A 16,558-nucleotide genomic window follows, 5' to 3' on the forward strand; every position below is an offset into this window, starting at 1 on the left:
CGCGGCAGGCACAGCGCCCGCCGCAGGCTCCATACGCTCGCGGACAAAGCATCGACATGTCGCTTCTCCAATTCTCGAACATCGCAAAGACCTTCGGCGAGACCCGCGCACTGAAGGGAGTGGATTTCGATGTGCGCAAAGGCGAAATCCACGCGCTCGTCGGAGAGAACGGCGCCGGAAAGTCGACACTCATCCGCATACTCGCGGGAGACTTCTCGCCTGATCACGGTTTAATGCTTCTGGCCGGAAGCCCGCTGCGCCTCCTGCATCCAAGCGATGCGCTGGCTGCCGGAATTGGCTTCGTCCATCAGAGACCGCCTTTCATCCCCGACCTTTCGATCACGGAGAACTTTCTCCTCGGCCTTCCCTATCAACATCGGAAGGCAGGGCTGATCGACTGGAAAACCCAGCATGGCGAATGCGAAGCGAGTCTGGCATCGCTGGGACTCTCGGTCGATCCGCGGACTCCTCTCGCCTCCCTGAGCGCGCATCAGCGCCAGATGGTCGCATTGGGAAGGGCCTTGCTGCGCAAGCCCAGGCTGCTGGTTCTCGACGAGGTCACGGCGTCTCTGTCCGAACCGGAAGTTCGTACTCTCCTCGACACCATCCGCAAACTGAAGGAGCGCGGTGTAAGCGTCATCTATGTCAGTCATCGCCTTGAAGAGGTTTTCAGGATCGCCGACCGTGTGACGGTCTTGCGCGACGGGCGGCGGATATCGACCACGCCGCTTGCAGAAATGACCGAGGGCGGACTGGTGCGCGACATCGTTGGGTCCGACATGCAGGACCTTTTTGTACGCAAGGCCGGTCCGGTCGCCAAGGATCGCGAAACGCTGGTTTCGGTGAAAGGGCTTGGCGACAGCAGACTCAGCGATATCAACTTCGACATAGCCAGGGGCGAGATCATTGGAATAGCCGGCCTCGGAGGCTCAGGCAGGTCACGAATACTTCGCATGCTTGCAGGCGCGTCACCCAGCACTGCCGGCGACGTGCTCATTGAAGGCAGGCCCGTCGCAACCGGCTCGGTCCGGGACGCCCTGAAGGCGGGGATTGCGCTTGTGACGGAAGAACGGGGCCATGATGGCTTCGTCGACACGCTGCCCATCTGGCAGAATGTAACCCTGCCATGGGCCAGCCGGTTCCGAACCGGGGGACTTCTGAATCTTCGCGCCGAACAACAGAAGACCGAGGAAGCGACAAAGCGATTCTCCGTGAGGATGCCTTCGATCCACGCCTCCATGTCGGCTCTCTCCGGCGGAAATCAACAGAAGGTCATCTTCTCGCGATGGGTGCTGGGTCCGGTTCGCCTGCTCCTGCTCGATGAGCCGACGCATGGCGTCGACATCGGATCCAAGACCCAGATCTATGGCGCCATTCGCGCGCTTGCCGGCGAAGGTCGCGGGGTTCTGGTGGTGTCATCAGAATTGGAGGAACTCCAAGCCCTTTGCGATCGCGTTCTGTTGCTGAGGGATGGAACGATCATCGACGAACTTAGCGGCGCCGATATCTCGAAGGATTCGATGCTGCATCGTCTTCTATCCTCTTCTGACAGCACAAAGGTCGCGGTATGACGATCCCGGAAACTTCCGCCCAAACCACCACAACCAGTCCCACCGAGCGCTCTTCCTGGACCGGCAGTTTTGACCTGGCGTCCGCGGCGCCTGTGATTTTTCTCTTTGTGCTGATCATCGGTTTCTCGATCGCCGAGCCCGCATATTTCCCGACCCGCGAAAACTTCGTGACCATCCTCAATGATGGAGCCCTGCTCGCGCTCCTCGCCTGCGGCCTGACGCTGGTGCTGATCGTCGGCGAATTCGATCTTTCCATCGCCGCGACGGCATCTTTCGCCGGCGCGCTTGCGACAGTCCTGATCACGCAGTTCGGCTGGCCTATTCCGACGGCGTTGCTGGTCGTTTTGATCAGCGCTCTGGTGATCGGTGCGTTCAACGGCATTCTCGTCACAGTGCTTGAAATTCCAGCACTGGTCGCGACGATCGGTACGGCAAGCCTGCTTGACGGCGCGACGCTCTGGGTGACAGGAAACTCTGTCATTTTCACCGGCTTTACCGATGCGTTCATACGGTACGGCTCGTGGCGCATCGCCGGATTGCAGGCGCCATTCTTCTATCTTCTCGTTCTGTCCGTCGTGATCGCCGTAGCACTGCGCTACACGGTTACTGGACGCCATCTCTACGCGACCGGCGGCAACCGGGCAGCAAGCCGCATGGCTGGAATTCGGGTCAACCGCAACGTCCTTCTCGCGTTCATTGCCTGCGCCGTCCTGGCGAGCATCACCGGCTTCATGTATACCGCCAGGCAGGGCTCGCTGACGCCCCTATTCGGCACATCGATGATGCTTCCGGCATATGCCGCAGCCTTCCTCGGCTATGTGACTCTGGCCAACAAGCGCTTCCACATTCTCGGCACCGTGATCGGCGTCTATATCATCGGGACCGGCACCCTTGGCCTGCTCCTGATCGGCGCACCGGCCTATTCGCAGCAGCTGTTCGCAGGTGCAGTACTTATCGCTGCGACAGGCGGATCACGTGTCCGCAACCTCCTGCACAAGTGATGCCAGCCAAGTGACTCCCGCCATGCCAAACGCCACAATACAAACGAGTTTCGTCGGCGCATCTCCCCGCATCGCGGTCGAGAGCGTTGGCGAGGGAGAACTTGTCGTCTTCATGCACGGCATTGGCGGCAACAGGCGAAACTGGCGAGATAATCTCCCGGTTTTCGGCGAGCATTTTTGCGCCGTCGCCTGGGATGCTCGCGGGTACGGCGACAGCGACGACTACGAAACGGAGCTGCGGTTCCGGGATTTCGCCGACGATTTGGCGAGGGTGCTCGATCATTTCGGCGAAGAGCGCGCGCACATCATCGGACTGTCGATGGGCGGTCGCATCGCGATGGATTTCGCCTACGCCTATCCCGACCGGCTGCGCACGATCACCCTATGCGCGACCAACACAGGCTTTTCGCGCTTCTCGCCGGAGGCCCGAGCGGAATTCATCCGCTCCCGCAGGGAACCGCTGATGAACGGAAAGGAGCCGGTCGACATCGCCGGGCCCGTGGCGCAATCGCTCATGGGGCCGAAGGCGTCAGCGGCAGCTCTGGCCCAGCTCGTCGACAGCATGTCGAGGCTTCACAAGCACAGCTACATCAAAAGTATCGAGGCGCTGGTGAATCTCGACACCCATGTCAGCCTGGACCACATCGCAGTGCCGGCCCATGTCATGTGCGGGTCCGACGATCCGCTCACCCCGCTCTCCATGTCCAGAGAGATCACCCAGCTCATCCCGCAGGCTACGTTGACCGTGGTGCCGGATGCTGGCCATCTTCTCAACATCGAGAACCCGGTAGATTTCAACGCAGCCGCCCTGAACTTCCTGCTTCGCCACCAGCAGGAATGAAGAAGGTAGGGCGGCCATATCCAGCCAGAGAGCCAGGGAGAAAAACGATGTCGGAGCAAGCAGCGCAGTTTGGTGGAGGAACCGGGATCGACCAGAAGATTGCCGCCCGCATTTCCGACGGGAAGGCCTGGGAGGCGCTTCCCGATGACATCTTCGTCATAGACGGGGTTGCGCACACCTATAATCACGACCCGGAAAATCTGGTGCCCGGTTCATATGCGCCCATGATGACGCAGATGCTGTGGGGCATCCACGAATTCTATACGCCGCGCGGTGTGCCCAAATGGCTTGTGCCGCAGCAGCATCGGATAATGCAGGACGCCGACCTGATCGGCCATTCGCTCTTCGGCGAGAGCCAGGTCGATGCATGCGTCTATCATCACCTGCCAATCTTCAATCTCTTCAGGGATGGCGGCGGTCCGCTCTACGTCGGCAAGGAGATGCGTGACCGTTGGCCCGGCCGTGTCCTGATTTATGGCGGCATCAGCCCCTACCACGACAACGTGCTCGACGAGATCGACCGCTTCATCGACGAGGAGCAGGTATCGGCCTTCAAGTTCTATCCCCTCGATCTGGTGGGCGGCACGGTGCGCGGCACCAGGATGGACGACGAGAAGCTGATGTTCCCGCTGTACGAGCGGATGCTCAAGCGTGGCATCAAGACCGTGGCGATGCACAAGGCGATCCCCTTCGGCAATGTCGGCCACGAGTACTTCATGGTCGATGACGTCAACGATGCCGCGACCAGTTTCCCCGAAATGAACTTCGAAATCTTCCACGGCGGTTTTGCCTTCCTCGAAGACACCGTCCTCAAGGCGACCTACAACTCGAACGTGACGATCAACCTGGAAGGCACCAGCGCGCTGATCTTCTATGCACCGGAACGGCTTGCCCACATACTCGGCTCGCTGGTTCAGGCGGGCGCGGCGGACCGTGTTGTCTGGGGAACCGGCGTTCCGGTCATCCATCCCCAGCCGTTCCTCGAGGCGTTCTGGAACTTCCAGATTCCGGTCAGCATGCAGGAAGGCTATGCCTATCCGGCGCTGACACCCGAGATCAAGCGCATGATGCTCGGGGGGACCCAGGCACGCATCCTGAACCTTGACGTGGAAAAGCTGAAGCGGGTTGCCGCCACCGATGAGTTTGCCAATCGCGACCGACTGGCAGAGCCTTGGACAAGCGGCAGGAGGACAGCATGATGGATATGCGCAGCGTGGTGGAAGCCGCACTAGATGAGATCATAGATCCCTGCAGCGCGGGAATCGGCAAGCCTGTCGGACTTGTACGAATGGGGTTGATCAAGGGACTCGACCTCGAGACGGAAGGCGATGCGATCGCCGTGAAACTGCAGCTGCGGGTGACATCGCCCTGCTGCATGATGGGCCCAAGCTTCACGGCGCAAGCCAAGGAAAAGCTGATGAACCTGCAGGGCATTGGTTCGGTCGAGGTGTCCATCTCGCCGGAGATCGACTGGACGCCCGGGCATATGGCCGCGTCCTATCGCGCGACCCTGAGCGGACCGCGGATCGGCTATCCCGAGACATAGGACGCTCTTGCCTGATCGGAACAGCCTAGGGAGTCTGCATGGCCGAGACGATAAGCGCTGATGGGCCGCGCGCTGCTTCGCTGGCTGACGCGGACGAAGTGTGCAGGCTCGACGCCCGGCAACTGGCCTAGCCTACGCATCGGGATCGCTTTCGCCTGTCGAAGTGATCCACTCCGTCCTGAAACGGGCGGAATTGGTACAGGCGCGGTTCAACGCCTTCACCAGACTGGATTCCGAAAGGCGCGCTGGAAGCAGCGCGCCTTTCGGAACAAAGATGGAGAAGAATCGCACCGCTTTCCCCGGCGGACGGCGTGCCAACGACGATCAAGGACATACTCTGGGTCAAAGGCTGGCCGGTAAGCTATGGAAGCAATACGGTAGACGATCTGGCATGCGCCACCGACGCGCCGGCAGTCGCGCCGCTGCGCCATAGGCTGTCAGATATCCGCTTTCGGGAAATCTGCGGCGTAGGCGAACGGCCGACTTGAGGACTAAAAGCTGCTGTCGCAGGCTCGAGGGTGTATGACTGCTTTTGGGATGTCGTAGTTCGACCTCTTATGTCTCAATTGAGGTCGCTTGCTGCCAAAGGTCACCAGTCGCCACGCAGCGTCGGATTCTGGCTGGTGGTCTTTGCAACCTAATGCCGGAAAAGCGCCCAAAAACGAAAAACGCCCCGCTGCATCGCAGGCGGGGCGTCGCGTTCACAGGGGCATAAGCCCTCGAATTTACTGCAGCAGCGCCTTGATGATCGCGCTGGCCTTGCCGAAATCCATCTGGCCGGGATAACGCTCCTTGAGCACGGCCATGGCGCGGCCCATGTCGCGCAGCCCCTCCGCGCCAATCTCGGCGATCGCCGCCTTCGCCGCCTCGCGCACCTCGTCCTCGCTCATCTGCCTGGGCAGGAACTCGGAGATGATGGCGCTTTCGTCGCGCTCCTGGGCTGCCAGTTCCAGACGGTTGCCGTCTTCGAAGGCCTTGGCCGATTCCTGCCGCTGCTTGACCATCTTGGTCAGGATCTGGAGGATTTCATCATCCGTCACGGCGTCCTTGCCGGCGCCGCGCTGGGCGATGTCGCGGTCCTGGATCGCGGCCTGAATCAGCCTCAATGTCGAGGTGCGGCGCTTGTCGCCAGCCTTCAATGCAGTCTTTAGCGCCTCGGCGAGCGTTGCACGCATGACCATTTCTCCTGAACGTGTCGCAGACAATAGCGCCGATCTGCCACAGCGGCAAACCCGATGACAACGGCCAACTTCCTGATTCTATTCAGAAAAATAATTAGCCGCGAATGCCGCCGCAGTCATTGACCGCAATCAGGCCTTCGCTTATTGTCCGCGCCTTGCAAGGACTTTTTTGGTTTGTGCACGGGGCCCGCCTGACGGTGGTCGTCCGTGCTTTTCGCTGCGCGATATGGCCCCTTGCGAGCCATTCTTCAAGTCGCGGCGCCCGTTACGCAGGAGCATCGCCATGGCCTCAGAGACCGCCCCCTGGGCAACCGAAGTGCCGACCGCCGTTCTGGTTCTGGCCGACGGCACGGTCATCACCGGCCGAGGCCTGGGCGCCACCGGCACGGCCGTTGCCGAAGTGTGCTTCAACACCGCACTGACCGGCTACCAGGAAGTCCTCACCGACCCTTCCTATGCCGGCCAGATCGTCACCTTCACCTTCCCGCATATCGGCAACATCGGCACCAATGACGAGGACATCGAGGACCTGAACCCGGCGGCGCGCTCCGGCGCGGTCGGCGCGGTGTTCAAGGCCGATGTCACCAACCCGTCGAGCTATCGCGCCGCCGGTCATCTCGACCAGTGGCTGAAGCGTCGCGGCATCGTCGCCATGTCCGGCGTCGACACCCGCGCGCTGACCGCGCTGATCCGCGAAAAGGGCATGCCCAATGCCGTCATCGCGCATGCGCCCGACGGCAAGTTCGACATCGACAACCTGAAGGCGCAGGCCCGCGCCTGGTCGGGCCTCATCGGCCTCGACCTTGCCAAGGAGGTCACCTCGGGCCAGTCGTCGTCCTGGACCGAGACGCCGTGGGTGTGGAACGAAGGGTATGGCGAGCGCAACGAAGCCACCATGCACGTGGTCGCCGTCGACTTCGGCGTCAAGCGCAACATCCTGCGCCTGCTCGCCGGCCTCGGCGCCAAGGTGACAGTGGTGCCGGCCAAGACCTCTGCCGAAGACATCCTGGCGATGAAGCCCGATGGCATCTTCCTGTCCAACGGCCCCGGCGATCCGGCGGCGACGGGCGAATATGCCGTGCCCGTCATCAAGGACCTGCTCAAGACCGAATTGCCGGTCTTCGGCATCTGCCTCGGCCACCAGATGCTGGCGCTGGCCCTCGGCGGCAAGACGGCCAAGATGCACCAGGGCCACCATGGCGCCAATCACCCGGTCAAGGACCACACCACGGGCAAGGTCGAGATCGTGTCGATGAACCACGGTTTCGCCGTCGATTCCGACTCGCTGCCCGAGGGCGTGGAAGAAACCCACGTCTCGCTGTTCGACGGCTCCAACTGCGGCATCGCGCTGACCGGCCGTCCAGTGTTCTCGGTCCAGCATCACCCCGAGGCCTCGCCCGGCCCGCAGGATTCGCACTACCTCTTCCGCCGCTTCGCCAACCTGATCCGCGAACGCCAGGGCGAACCCGCACTCGCCGAGCGCTGAGACCAGGCAGGCACCGACAAACAGACAAAAGGCCCCGCGATGCGGGGCCTTTTTCCTTTGCGCTGAAGCCGACCGGATGCTCGCCTATTTCGCAGCGGGAGCGCCGAGGAAGACATTGGCCGCCAGCGCCACCTGCTGCGCTTTCGCCGGGTCGGCGAGGATGCCCATGTGAGTGGTGCCCGACAGCACCAGAAGCTGGCTGCGCGACGGGCCGTTGATGTCGCCATTGGCATGGCCCCCGAGCGCGGCGTGCATCTGGGCGAGATGGCCAAGCGTCACGACGTCGGCATCGCCCGCGACAAGCAGCACCGGCGCCTTGATCCTGGCGAGGTCCGCGGTCCAGTCGAACGGCGTCAGCTCCAGCTGCTTGACCTTGTCGACCAGGGCTGGAAAGTCCGGCCTGGGCGACAGCTTCTGGTACTCCGCCACCACAGGCGCGCCAGTGAACATGTCGGCGCTCAGATGCTGCACCATCTCCTTGTGCCCCGCAGCCAGCCCCTTGTCGCTGGCAGCCGCCGACACCGCGACGATGCGCTCGACGCGATCGGGATGGCGCAGCGCCATCTGCAGGGCGACGTTGCCGCCCATCGAATAGCCCATGACCGACGCCTTCTGCACGCCGAGCCTGTCGAGCAGGCCGGCAACGTCGTCGGCCATCGTCTCGTAGCTGAGCCCGCTGTCGCGGTCGGCGGTGCGGCCGTGGCCCTGCAGCTCGACGGCGATGACCTTGTTCGACCTGGCGAGTTCACCGAGGCTGCTCGACCAGTTGGTCTCGATGGTCATGAAGGCGCCATGGAGCAGCACCAGCGGCGGCCCCTCCCCCTGGATCTGATGATGCAGTTCGAGCGGCGCTGCCTGCTGGGCCGAAAGCGTTGCCGGTGCCATGGTGGAAAAAAGGGCGAGCAGGGCCGCGCCCGCACGTGCCAGCGTTGTGTTCATTGTGGTTCCTGTCCTGGGAATAGTGTCTTGGGGATGAGCGATCCCGTCCGGCCGCCAAACGGCCGGCTGGGTCACGATTGCGAAGGTTGAGCGGTGCCGTCCGGCCGCCATGCGGCCGGCTGGCTCACGATTGCGATAGGGGAATGCCGGCCGGAGCCGGCGAAGATCAGGCGGAGACGAGCTCGCCGAGCAGCTCTTCGAGCTGGTTCATGCTTTCCTGCGCGCCGGCTTCCATGCCCGAGGCGACCATGCCGTCGCGGTCCTCGATGCTGTCGAAGCGGGTGACGCCGCTGTAGTGGGTCTTGCCGTCCTTCTCCTCGAAACGATGGGTCTCGATGACAGTCTTGTCTTCGAACATACCCTCGAGCGCGAAGGTGTTGACCAGCTTCTCCGGCTCGTCGACCTCGATATATTTGCCGATGAAGGCAAAGACGGTGCCATCTGGCGTGGTCTGCTCGAAGCGCCATTCGCCGCCGGGGCGGACGTCGAGCTTGATCACTCTGGTCGCGCCCATGGCGCGCGAGCCCCACCAGCGCGCCACATGTTCGGGCCGGGTCCAGGCCCGCCACACCAGCGTCCGCGGCGCATCGAAGGTGCGGCTCATGCGGATGACCGGCTCGCCTTCCGGCGTCTCGACAAGCATCTTGTTCATGTCACTTCCCTTTCGTGTCTCGTGAAATCACTGCTTTTTGGTGTCGTCGCCGCGCTGCATGTCGGCGAGATAGGCATCGAGCTGGTCGAGATTGTCGCGCCACAGCCCGCGATAGGCGCCGACCCAGCCGTCGATGTCCTGAAGCGGGCCGGCCTGAAGCTTGCAGTAGCGGTACTGCGCGTCCTTCTCGCGGGCGATCAGGCCGGCATTCTCCAGCACCTTGATGTGCTTCGACACCGCCGCCAGGCTCATCTGATGCGGCGCGGCGAGCTCGCCGACGCTGGTCTGCCCCTGGGCGAGACGCGCCAGGATGGCGCGCCGCGTCGGATCGGCCAGGGCGGCGAAAGTGAGGGACAGGGCATCCGTTGCCATTCATTCAACTCCTAAGTTATCAACTTATTGGTTGAATACAAAACGTCGAAACGGATGTCAACCAATTGGTTGAATAAACTTCGGGGGCAAAGATTTCTGGCCGAATGCGGCTCTGCTGTGCCGGCCCGGCCTCAGCGCCTTCAGTCGTTGCGGGCCAGCGCTCGACCCTGAACACGAACACCGCCAACGCCATGGCGATGAAGATGCCGCCCAGCACATAAGGGGCGGCGGCAAAATGCACCGGGCTGCCGGGTCATTTGGGGCGGTGCCCCGCCCCCAGGCACGGATGCCTGTCAGCCGATCAGCCGCAGCAGATTCAGGCTGCCGATCTGTGCGGCCGCCGCCTGCCCCAACCCGGCGCGCTCGATCGCCGCGGCGAAGATCTCGCGCACCGGTCCCTCGTTGACGATCGGCCAGTCGCTGCCGGCCAGCACGTTGTCGACGCCCAACACGTCGACGGCAGCGCGGATGATCGCCGGGTCGAAGCCCATCGTGTCGACGAAGACATTGCGGCGCAGCAGCGCGGCAACGTCTTCGTCTTCTTCAGCCCCGAAGCCCGAAAGCAGCAGGATGCCGCCGATGGCCAATGCCGTCACCACCACCTTGAGCCCAGGCAGTTCGCGCAGCACGCCCGAGCGGACCAGCGCGGCAAGTGCTGCCGAGTTGATGGTGCCGCGCGCCAGAAGCGCGCCGGCGCGGCCGAGCGGCGCAAGCTGGCTGGTCAGCGGCTGGGGATTGACCGGATGCAGGAACACCGGCACGCCGAGTTCGGCGGCGGCGGCAAGTGTCGGCCGCGCCTGCGGCGCATCGATCAGCAGGTCGCCCTTGGCGCTTTCGACGAAGACGCCGCGCAGCCCGAGTTGTCTGACGGCGCGGACCAGTTCGACCGCACCGCGCTCGCCATCATAAGCGTCGACGCTCGCCAGCCCATGCAGCTTGCCGGGATGGCGCGCGACCAGCGCCGCCAGCTGGTCGTTGATGCGCCTGAAGCTGTCATGGGGCACCGTGCCGTCGGGACCGGCGAGGAAGGTCGCCGGCGTATTGACCACCCTGCCCGCGAGATCGCCGGCCTCGATCTCCTGCAGCAGCGCGCGCTCGTCGACGATCAGGCTGTTGATCCGCTGCCATTGGGCGAGCCTTGGACCGCTCAGCCCGCTGGTGTTGGTGAGCTCCCAGCTTGGGTCGACATAGTGGCTGTGGAAGTCGATGATTTCAGGCGCGGCAAGGGTCATGGTTCAGCTTTCTGGAAAACAGTCATTGTCTGGGCGCCGCCGCCTGGACCTTGCCCTCGGCCTCGGCGATGGCGAATTCCAGCGCCCGGGCTTCGTCGCAGCCGTCGGGGCAGAGATAGGCGAGCTTGTCGAGATTGGCGCGAGCCCGGTCGAGCTTGCCCTGGGCGAGAAACAGCTCGCCCTGATATTCGAGCGCGCCCTTGTGGTCGGGGTCGTAGTACAGCGCCTGGCGGTACCATTTCTCGGCCTCGTCGGTGCGGCCGACATGGCGCAGGCTGAAGGCCAGAAGGTTGTAGAGATCGGCGTGCTGGTGCGTCTCGACCAAGGTCGTCAGCTCCGCGATCGCCGCATCGTAGCGCTCGGTGTAGATCTCGCGGCGGATGGCGGTGAGGTCGGGCAGCTCGCTCGCAGGCGGCGTGTCGGCCGCACCGGCCGGCGACAGGAACACCAGCGCCAGCGCGATTGCAGCCAGAGGAAGTCCCGGCCACGACCCCGTCACGCCGCTTTCTCCATGGCATAGGCGTCCATGTCGAGCAGGATCTGGCGGCGCACGTCGGCGAAGGCGTGGCTGGCACGGTCGCGCGGCCAGGGCAGGTCGACGCGGATGTCGGAGGCGATGCGGCCGGGGCCGGAATGCATGACGATGATGCGGTCGGAGAGATAGATCGCCTCCTCGACGTCGTGCGTCACCAGAAGCATGGTCACCTTCTCGGCCTTCCAGATGCGCAGGAGCTCTTCCTGCAGGCGCAGCCTGGTCAGCGCATCGAGCGCGCCGAGAGGCTCGTCGAGCAGTAGCACCTCGGGCCGGTAGACGAGCCCGCGGGCAATGGCCGCGCGTTGCGACATGCCGCCCGAGAGCTGGTGCGGATAGACCGTCTCGAAGCCCTTCAGCCCGACCAGTTCGATATGCTCGCGCACCGACTGGCGCCGCTGCTCGGCCGGCCAGCCGGAATTCTCCAGCGCCAGGTCGACATTCTGTTCCAGCGTCAGCCACGGCAGCAGGCGGTGGTCCTGGAAGACGATGCCACGCCCCAGGCTGGTACCGGCGATGCGCTCGCCGTCGAGCAGGATCTGGCCCTGGTAGTCGCCGTCGAGGCCGACGACCAGCCTGAGCAGTGTCGATTTTCCGCAGCCGCTCGGACCGACGATGCTGATGAACTCGCCCGGCGAGACCTTGAGATTGACGTGGTCGAGAACCCTGAGTTCCTGGTTGTCGACCACGTAGGATTTGGAGACGTCCCTGAGTTCCAGGCTGCCGCGCTCAGTCATGATGAACCTCGATTGCTGTGTCCGATCCGGCCGCAGCAATGGCGACGGCCGGATCGTTGGATGTTGGTCTTGGAAGACAGTCAGAACGACCGCAGCGCCTCTTCGAGGTAGCTGTTGTCGGCCCATTTGCGGCTGTCGAAATCCTTCTCGACATAGCCGTGCTCGACCAGGAACTTCTTCTGGATGTCGAGGCCGGCCAGGTTCTGCGGCGACAGCGACAAAAGGAAGTCGGTGCCCGAGATGGCTGCCGCCGTGTCGGCCACCGTCTGGTGGTAGGTCACCCGGTTGAGGATCTCGGCCGCCGCCTCGCGGTTCTGGTTGATCCAGCGCGCCGCGCGGATCGCCGCGCGCAGGAAGGCAACGACGATGTCGCGGTTTTCCCTAGCGAAGTCGGTGTTGACGGTCAGCGCATAGGGGCTGTTGGCAACCTGCAGCGTCCAGTCGGGATAACGCGAGAAGTCCTCGATGGCCTTGAAGGCGCCAGAGCGTTCCAGCGCCTGGCCCCGGCCGTGGCTGGTGTAGACCGCATCGACCTTGCCTTCCTTCAGCGCATTGACCTCGGGCGTGTAGAACAGGTCGGTGCGGCGCTGGGCCCACAGCTCCGAAGGCCGGCTGGCGTGGCCGAAGCCCTTGTCCTCATGGGTGACGTCGATCAGCTCGACGTCGGCGCGGCTGAGCCCGGCCAGCCGCAGCGCAACCAGGATGCCGCGCTCGGAGGTGGCGCGCCACCAGTCGACCTTGCCCGTGTTCAGGCTCTTGGAGATGCCGAAGCGACGGCCCTTGAGGTCGGCGACCGACGCGATGTCGGCATCCGCGCGGACCAGGATCTGGCCGCCGTGATGCGAGGCGGTCAGGCCCAGCAGCGTCGTGTCGGTCACATCGGCCTTGGCCCAGATCGACGGAATATTGCCGCCGTCGCGGAAGAGATGATCCAGCTGGTGGCCGAAATGAGGGAGATAGCCCAGCTCCGGCGGCAGGGCGCGGAGGTAGGATAGCTTGGCGCCGACCTTGCGAAACTCTTCCTCGATCCAGCCCAGCTCCTGGGCCACGTTGGAGGCCACGAATGTCGGGCAGATGGTGTAGTAGGCCTCGCGGGCGTCGACCTCGACGCTCTTGGTTGCGGGATTTCGTTCCAGAACTTCGACCATGATTTGTCCTTTCGCTTGGTTGGTGGGGGATCAGAGAGACGCCAGCGCTTCCTCGAGGAAGGATGCATCGGCCCATTCGGCGACATCGAAGTCGTTGCGGATGTAGCCGTGGGCCTTCAGGAAGTTCTTCTCGATGGTGAGGCCGGCGAGGTTCTGCGCCGACAGGTTCGGCACCAGATCGTAGGCGCGCAGGGCACGGGCGATCTCGGAGGCGTCGGGGTAGATCGTGGTGCGCTGGAACACCTCGGCTGCGGCATCCGGATTGGCGTTGATCCAGCGCCCGGCACGGATGGCGGCGCGCAGGAAGGCCACGACGACGTCCCGGTGGGTGTCGGCGAACTCCTTGGAGATGGTGATGGTGCGCGGCGCGTTGGCGATCTTCAGCGTCCAGTCTGGATAAAGGTCGAGATCGTCGATGACCTTGAACCGGCCGCTGGCCTCCAGTCGCTTGGCGTTGCCGACCGAATAGTCGTAGATCGCGTCGATCCGGCCTTCGAGCAGGGCGCGCGCCTCGCGGCTGTGGGTTCCCGAAACCAGCGCGTCGAGATCGGTGTGGCGCTGGGCCCAGATGCCGGCCGGCGTGCGCGCCGGTACCTCCTTGTGGCTGTCGCGGTCCTCGATATCGACCCATTGCACATCGGCGCGGCCAAGGCCGTGCAGCGCCAGCGCCGCCAGGATGCCGTGCTCTGACGTGGCGCGGCGGTGATCGATCTTCTCGGTGCGCAGGCTCTTGTAGATGCCGAAGGCGCGGCCCTTGAGATCGGCGACGCGATAGATGTCGTCATTTGCCCTGACGATGATCTTGCCGGCCGGCTGGGCCTGGGTCAGGCCGATCAGCACGGTGGGCCTGAGATCGGCCTGGGCCCACACCGCCGGGCTGTTGCCGCCATCGCGGATCAGCCTGTCGGAGGAATGGTCGTAATGCGGCTTCCAGGCGTCCTCGTCGGCGAGCGACCGGAGATAGGTGGCGGATGCCCCTACCCTTGCCAGCTCGTCGTCGATCCAGCCGAGTTCGAGGGCCACGTTCGACGCCACCAGAACCGGGCAGATGGTGTAGAGCAGTTCGCGCGAGGCGGCGTTGGCGACGTCGGTCGCGGACGGCTTGAAGTTGGTTCCCATGTCAGTCTCCTCGATGATTGAGTGGTGTTGGCGCGGCGCTGCTGCCGGTCAGCCGTCGAAGCCCTGCTTCCAGCGCAGGAGGTGGCGCTGCAGAAGCGCCATGGAGCGGTCGATGAAGAAGCCGACGACACCGATCACCACCATGCAGACCAGCAGCTGGTCGGTCATGAGCAGCGACTGGGCGCGGAAGATCAGGTAGCCGACGCCTTCCATGCCGCTCAGGCCCTCGGCCACCACCACCAGCGCCCAGGCAAGGCTGGCGCCGTAGCGCACGCCGACCAGGATGGAGGGCATGGCGCCGGGAATGATGACCTTGCGGATGAGCTGCCAGCGCGTCAGCGTCAGCACGTTGGCGAGTTCGATGTAGTTCTTCTCGACGCCGCGGATGCCCTGCAGCGTGTTGAGGAAGACGGGGAAGAACACCGTCTTGGTGATGACCACGATCTTGGCCGCGGGGCCGATGCCGACCCACAGCACGATCAGCGGCAGCCAGGCGATGCCGGGAATGTGGCGGATGCCGTCGAGCGTCGGCCCGAGCACCTTTTCGACCGTGCGCGACAGGCCGGCGGCAATGCCAAGCCCGATGCCCAGCACCGAGCCATAGACGAAGGCCTGGGTGACGATGTTGATGCTGGCCAGGAAATCGAGGTGGAAGCTCTGCTTGTTCACCATGTCGAAGAACGACAGCAAGGTGGTGGACGGCAGCGGCAGGAAGATCGGCGACACCCATGCGCGCTGCGAGGCCAGTTGCCACAACGCCAGCACCGCAAGGGGAATGATCAGGCCGATGCCGATGTTGCGCAGCCGGTTGGGGGCCGCGCCTGCTTCGAGGCGTTTTTCCGCCGGCCTGGCGCGCGCAGCCTCCGGCCGTGCGTTCACGGTGGTGACGCTCATGGTGGTTCTCCAGTCATTTCAGGAAGGGCGTCGGCCCGCTCGGGGCCGACGAGGCAAGAGGATCAGTTGTAGACGGAGTACTGACCGCCCTTGAAGAAACGCGCGTCGACGAACTGGTTGATCGTCTCGTCGGAGAGGTGGCGCTCGGCGAGGATTTCGTCGCCCGCATCGATGTAGAACTTCTGGAACTTGCGGATCGCCTCGCGGGCGTTGTCGGCCGATTCCTCGCCGTGCATGAATTCGAAGGACGACGGATCGGTGATCTGGAACTTGGCGATGTTGACCGGCACGCGCAGTTCCTCGGCGATGATGTCGGCCGACTCGTCGACATGCTCCTGGATCCAGGCCTTGGTGCGCTCATGGGCAACGAGGAATGCCTGGATGGCCTCCGGATAGGCCTCGACGAAAGGCTTCATGGCGAAATAGGACACCCGGCCGGCGGAATTGACATAGACGCCGTCGTCGGGGCTGCGGCCGATCACCTTGACCTCGCCCGACAGCCACAATGCCGCCGAGGCCGGCAGGGCGATGTGGGTGGCGGTGGCGTCGATCGCCCCGCTCAGCAGGGCGGCCGAGGTGGCGGCGCTGTTGGTGATGGTCTCGTAGCGCACCGCGCCCTTGCGGATGCGGGTGTCGAGCGGCACGCCGGCCTTTTGCAGGATCTCGGTCGGCGAGGTCCAGCCGCAGCCGACGCGGCTGCCGCCAAACTTCTTGTCCTTGAGGTCGGCGACCGTATTGATCGCCGCGTCCGCCTTGGCCAGGACCGGGGTGCGGAACTTGTCGGAAGCCGTCGACTGCCAGACGATGACGGCATCGATGCCGTTGGCCTTGTGCACGGTCGCCGGGTACATCATGCGCTGGGCGATGGCGAGGCCGCCGCGGTCGAGCAACGCCGCCTCCGCGCCCGACAGTTCAGCCGTGCCCGGATTGATCAGGTTGATGTCCTTGATGCCGATCTTGGCGAACTCTTCCTGGATGAAGCCCTTCTTCAGGCCGACCACCGTCCACGCCGCCTTGGGCAGGTTGATGAAGTCGAGCGTCTCCTTGGCCTGCGCCGGCTGCGTGCCGGCCTGGAAGGTCAGGGCGCCTGCCACGGTAAAGGCAAGCGCGCCCGCCAGCCCCAGCAGTTTCGATCGAATACACATTGTCGTCTCCATTTTTCACCAGCCGGCGAACCCGGATGGGGCCGCCCGAAATCTGTGATTGCGAGACTATTTTGCTGTCGATTTCAGTCAATCTGACCACAGGGAGGCGACAGGATAAGCAAAATCATTTCAAATATCCGGAGAATTTTGAAAACTCAGCGC

At 63.8% G+C, this 16,558-nt stretch carries 18 protein-coding genes; 6 read left to right on the forward strand and 12 right to left on the reverse strand.

What is annotated here, in order from left to right:
* Positions 1 to 56: 56 nt before the first annotated feature.
* The 5 genes from B015_RS31100 to B015_RS0116690 are packed head-to-tail and all read left to right on the forward strand — an operon-like array spanning position 57 to position 4,959.
* The gene (locus tag B015_RS31100) at positions 57 to 1,571 is read left to right on the forward strand and encodes a sugar ABC transporter ATP-binding protein (RefSeq protein ID WP_018428862.1); all 1,515 of its coding nucleotides are present in this window, start codon (positions 57 to 59) and stop codon (positions 1,569 to 1,571) included.
* Entirely contained in the window at positions 1,568 to 2,572 is a 1,005-nt protein-coding gene (locus B015_RS31105; RefSeq protein ID WP_018428863.1) for an ABC transporter permease, read from the forward strand. The genes B015_RS31100 and B015_RS31105 overlap by 4 nt, the downstream gene beginning before the upstream one ends.
* Complete coding sequence (locus B015_RS0116680) at positions 2,547 to 3,413, forward strand: alpha/beta hydrolase (protein ID WP_157632767.1); 867 nt, start codon at positions 2,547 to 2,549, stop codon at positions 3,411 to 3,413. The genes B015_RS31105 and B015_RS0116680 overlap by 26 nt, the downstream gene beginning before the upstream one ends.
* Before the next feature lie 47 nt (positions 3,414 to 3,460).
* On the forward strand, positions 3,461 to 4,612 hold the full coding sequence (locus tag B015_RS0116685; RefSeq protein WP_018428865.1) for an amidohydrolase family protein: 1,152 nt from the start codon (positions 3,461 to 3,463) through the stop codon (positions 4,610 to 4,612).
* Positions 4,609 to 4,959 carry an iron-sulfur cluster assembly protein gene (locus B015_RS0116690; RefSeq protein WP_157632768.1) on the forward strand — a complete coding sequence of 117 codons (351 nt, stop codon included), beginning with the start codon at positions 4,609 to 4,611 and terminating at the stop codon, positions 4,957 to 4,959. The genes B015_RS0116685 and B015_RS0116690 overlap by 4 nt, the downstream gene beginning before the upstream one ends.
* A 725-nt stretch (positions 4,960 to 5,684) precedes the next feature.
* On the opposite strand, the gene B015_RS0116695 is transcribed toward B015_RS0116690, so the two are convergent.
* Positions 5,685 to 6,134, reverse strand: coding sequence for a GatB/YqeY domain-containing protein (locus tag B015_RS0116695; protein ID WP_026227379.1), 450 nt, complete (start codon positions 6,132 to 6,134; stop codon positions 5,685 to 5,687).
* Between the two features lie 289 nt (positions 6,135 to 6,423).
* Here B015_RS0116695 and carA point away from each other — a divergent pair, with 289 nt between their 5' ends.
* Positions 6,424 to 7,626: a glutamine-hydrolyzing carbamoyl-phosphate synthase small subunit gene (carA, locus tag B015_RS0116700; RefSeq protein WP_018428868.1), complete on the forward strand. Its 1,203-nt coding sequence runs from the start codon at positions 6,424 to 6,426 to the stop codon at positions 7,624 to 7,626.
* Between the two features lie 84 nt (positions 7,627 to 7,710).
* Here carA and B015_RS31110 read toward each other — a convergent pair whose 3' ends face one another.
* The 11 genes from B015_RS31110 to B015_RS0116755 form a co-directional block, all read right to left on the reverse strand.
* Positions 7,711 to 8,565 carry an alpha/beta hydrolase gene (locus B015_RS31110; RefSeq protein WP_018428869.1) on the reverse strand — a complete coding sequence of 285 codons (855 nt, stop codon included), beginning with the start codon at positions 8,563 to 8,565 and terminating at the stop codon, positions 7,711 to 7,713.
* 166 nt (positions 8,566 to 8,731) lie between these two features.
* Complete coding sequence (locus B015_RS0116710) at positions 8,732 to 9,217, reverse strand: SRPBCC family protein (protein ID WP_018428870.1); 486 nt, start codon at positions 9,215 to 9,217, stop codon at positions 8,732 to 8,734.
* Positions 9,218 to 9,244: 27 nt separating this feature from the next.
* Entirely contained in the window at positions 9,245 to 9,589 is a 345-nt protein-coding gene (locus B015_RS0116715) for a metalloregulator ArsR/SmtB family transcription factor (RefSeq protein WP_018428871.1), read from the reverse strand.
* A gap of 19 nt (positions 9,590 to 9,608) precedes the next feature.
* Positions 9,609 to 9,830, reverse strand: coding sequence for a hypothetical protein (locus tag B015_RS33330; RefSeq protein ID WP_157632769.1), 222 nt, complete (start codon positions 9,828 to 9,830; stop codon positions 9,609 to 9,611).
* 52 nt (positions 9,831 to 9,882) lie between these two features.
* Positions 9,883 to 10,821, reverse strand: coding sequence for an amidohydrolase family protein (locus B015_RS0116725; RefSeq protein WP_018428873.1), 939 nt, complete (start codon positions 10,819 to 10,821; stop codon positions 9,883 to 9,885).
* A 22-nt stretch (positions 10,822 to 10,843) separates the two neighbouring features.
* Positions 10,844 to 11,320: a tetratricopeptide repeat protein gene (locus B015_RS0116730; protein ID WP_018428874.1), complete on the reverse strand. Its 477-nt coding sequence runs from the start codon at positions 11,318 to 11,320 to the stop codon at positions 10,844 to 10,846.
* Positions 11,317 to 12,090 carry an ABC transporter ATP-binding protein gene (locus tag B015_RS0116735; protein ID WP_018428875.1) on the reverse strand — a complete coding sequence of 258 codons (774 nt, stop codon included), beginning with the start codon at positions 12,088 to 12,090 and terminating at the stop codon, positions 11,317 to 11,319. Before B015_RS0116735 ends, B015_RS0116730 begins: the two co-directional genes overlap by 4 nt.
* 80 nt (positions 12,091 to 12,170) lie before the next feature.
* On the reverse strand, positions 12,171 to 13,238 hold the full coding sequence (locus B015_RS0116740) for an ABC transporter substrate-binding protein (protein WP_018428876.1): 1,068 nt from the start codon (positions 13,236 to 13,238) through the stop codon (positions 12,171 to 12,173).
* Between the two features lie 30 nt (positions 13,239 to 13,268).
* A complete protein-coding gene (locus B015_RS0116745) occupies positions 13,269 to 14,357 on the reverse strand; it encodes an ABC transporter substrate-binding protein (RefSeq protein ID WP_018428877.1) in 1,089 nt (362 codons plus the stop codon).
* 48 nt (positions 14,358 to 14,405) lie between these two features.
* On the reverse strand, positions 14,406 to 15,251 hold the full coding sequence (locus tag B015_RS0116750) for an ABC transporter permease (protein WP_018428878.1): 846 nt from the start codon (positions 15,249 to 15,251) through the stop codon (positions 14,406 to 14,408).
* Positions 15,252 to 15,313: 62 nt separating this feature from the next.
* Positions 15,314 to 16,396, reverse strand: coding sequence for a PhnD/SsuA/transferrin family substrate-binding protein (locus B015_RS0116755; RefSeq protein ID WP_018428879.1), 1,083 nt, complete (start codon positions 16,394 to 16,396; stop codon positions 15,314 to 15,316).
* Positions 16,397 to 16,558 lie beyond the last annotated feature (162 nt).

The organism is Hoeflea sp. 108 (assembly GCF_000372965.1).
Classification (GTDB): Bacteria; Pseudomonadota; Alphaproteobacteria; order Rhizobiales; family Rhizobiaceae; genus Aminobacter.